At 41.5% G+C, this 2,726-nt stretch carries 2 protein-coding genes; both read right to left on the reverse strand.

Features of this window, described 5'->3' with window-relative positions:
• The coding region (locus tag AC3LHT_RS10220) for an alpha-amylase family glycosyl hydrolase (protein ID WP_488662816.1) at positions 1-1,959 on the reverse strand (1,959 nt) is incomplete at its 3' end.
• Positions 1,960-1,981: 22 nt separating this feature from the next.
• Positions 1,982-2,545, reverse strand: a complete 564-nt coding sequence (locus AC3LHT_RS10225) for a 5' nucleotidase, NT5C type (protein ID WP_488662817.1) — start codon at positions 2,543-2,545, stop codon at positions 1,982-1,984.
• Between the last annotated feature and the right edge of the window lie 181 nt (positions 2,546-2,726).

The following is a 2,726-nucleotide window of genomic DNA, read 5'->3' on the forward strand; positions in this document are numbered from 1 at the left end:
TGGATATGAGTATTTTCCGTAAGGGCCTTTGTCATCGCCTTCGGGATCTTCCTTATTAATAAGTGTCACTTCTGGAATATCGATTACCACCCTATAATCCTTAGAATACATGTAATCGGTCCTCTTTTTGCCATAAACTTTGAAAACGATTGTATGTGTACCGGGATCGAATTTGGAAATATCCCAGTTATAAGACCACTGCCCGTTCGTCACATCTATGGTTACACTTGAATCTATACGGCCATCAAAAATGATTTTTAACGAAGTTGCATTGACCGCTCTCCCCTTCAGTAAAATGTTTCCATTGATTTTTTGGCTGTCTTCTAACTCTGGATATATTTCAAGCGTTGAAGTCTTGTAACTCTTCCGCTCATCAGTTACCACAGCAACATAAAAAGATCTTGGGTTCATTATTATGTTGAGCTTTCCTGCTTCGCCGACGGTATATTTTTTCTTCAAGATACTGTATGCATAAATCGGTTCTATCACTGTTCCAGGCTCAAGGCCAGTATCGAGGTTGGTTATTATCCTTCTTTCATCAGCAGTATTGAACATCACAAAGGCAGTAGCTTCAGAATCCTCGATTTTGAAGGCAAAAATGCCCGGCCCATTAGGATTGTCCTTTAATACAGTAACTCGACCATTTCTGAAAACTGGATATGCCTTTCTCAGATCAGCCAATTCCTTAATGAATTTGTACAGTTCAAAATTCGTATTGTAATGATCGATACCACCGGAAGCATATCCCTCCTTGAACATAGCAGCTCTTGTCTCTGAAAAGCCCTGTTCGGTTCCATAGTATATAGTTGGGATACCCGGCAGCGTGAAGAGAAAGGCCAGCGCTTGCTTTAAAGAAGCCAGTCCTGCTCCTTTTAAGAACCTTTCCATATCGTGATTATCGACAAAAGTAACCAGCCGTTCAGGATGGTCGTACTCCTCGCGTTTTTCAAGCCTATATCTGAGATTCGCCGTTGCCTTTCCCTCTTTGAACACGCGCCTGATCTCAATGTTGAGAGGAAAATCAAGCATAGCATTCATGCCATCATTGAAATAGCTCTTTATCACCTGCTCACCAGAGTCGTCAAAGGGATCAGATCTGACCCAGGCTTCGCCAAACGTTATGAAGTTATCTTTCCCAATACTCTTTGCTGTTTCATATATACCATTGCCACCCAAAAGAAATTCCTTCCAGAATTCGTGGGGAACGTAAATCACGGTATCTATCCTGAACCCATCCACTCCGACTTCTTTTATCCAGAAATTGTACGAATCTTTCAAAGCTTCTATAACAACGGAATTTTCGGTATTCAGATCATCAAGTCCAGACATCTGATAATTCAATCTTTGATCGGGATCGGAGAAGTCACTGATATCAGGGGTCCAGTGATATATATCTTTAGCTTTGTCCTCAGGATAATTGTTGAAGAAAAAGGGACTTTGTTCCGGTGCGCTTGTTGGAGTACTCTTGTTATTGAGTAAAAACTCACCATCAACGAATTTAAAATAGTCACCTACGTGATTTGTAACTATATCCTGAATAACCAATAGCCCTCTTTTATGGGCCTCTTCCACAAATTTTTTGTACAACTGAAGGTTACCAAAATGCTCTTCCACTTTCTTGAAATTCCTTGCCCAATACCCATGATATCCGCCGTAATTAACCCAGGGGTTCCACCACTGGTTGGCAATTGGAGGAGTTATCCATATTGCTGTGGCTCCTAATCCCTTAATATAATCGAGTTTTTCAATAAGTCCTGCCAAATCGCCACCATTGTAATGAGCGTTGTCATTGCCATATTCCCCAAGGCCAAAATCATCATTTGTTGTATCTCCATTTGCAAATCTGTCAATCATAACAAAGTAAATTATCTGATCCTCCCACTTTGGAGAAACGGCTGCAAGCGATAAAAGTGAAGGTACCAGCATGATAAGCAAAAGCAGGAAACTAATCTTTTTCATAATAATCGCCCCCTTTCATTTTTTAAATTATGCTATCGAGAAAATCCCCAAGGGTTTTAACCCTGAACCTGTGCTCTATGTGTCGATTATAAGGCCAATCTATGATATAAGTATTGATTCCATGATTGAGAAGGTTTTCTATGTGATGCGGGGCATCATCGACGGCGTACTCTATACCAAGAATCTGGCAAAGCTGCCCCTTATTAGAGCTCACGATCACCGCCCCAGAGCGCCCAAGATGCTTTTCAAGCCATCTCTGGCTTTGAGCCTGGACACTTCTGCCTTTCGTTGGAAAACGGGAAGTTATAAAATAAAATTCGTGGATTCCCTCATCTAATAGATCTGCAAGCCTTTTTAGATCTCGGGGCGAGGCGTAGGCGGGCAAGCTTTCGTAGAAATTTTTAGTGGATTTTATCCTTTCCCAAACCTTCTCTTCCATTTCAAGAGTTAACCCTGGAACGCATTTCCAGAAATCCCAAACAGTAATTGTTGTATCAACAGGCGTTCCGTACATCTCATTTGCAACTTCTAAAAAAGCGACATTGAAATTAGTTAGAACATCATCCATATCGATCATTATTTTCATATGATCACCCCTTTTTCGAGTTATGAGTGTTTCGAGAACCGAGTAACGAGTGTATCAAGAGCCGAGTTTCGAGTAACGAGTATGCCAGGAACCGAGTTACGAGTATATCAAGAGCCGAGTTACGATGTTCGAGTAGCGAGTTGCGAGATTCGAGAACGAGAATCCGAGAGGCCGAGAACCG

It is taken from the genome of Kosmotoga sp. (assembly GCF_982836095.1).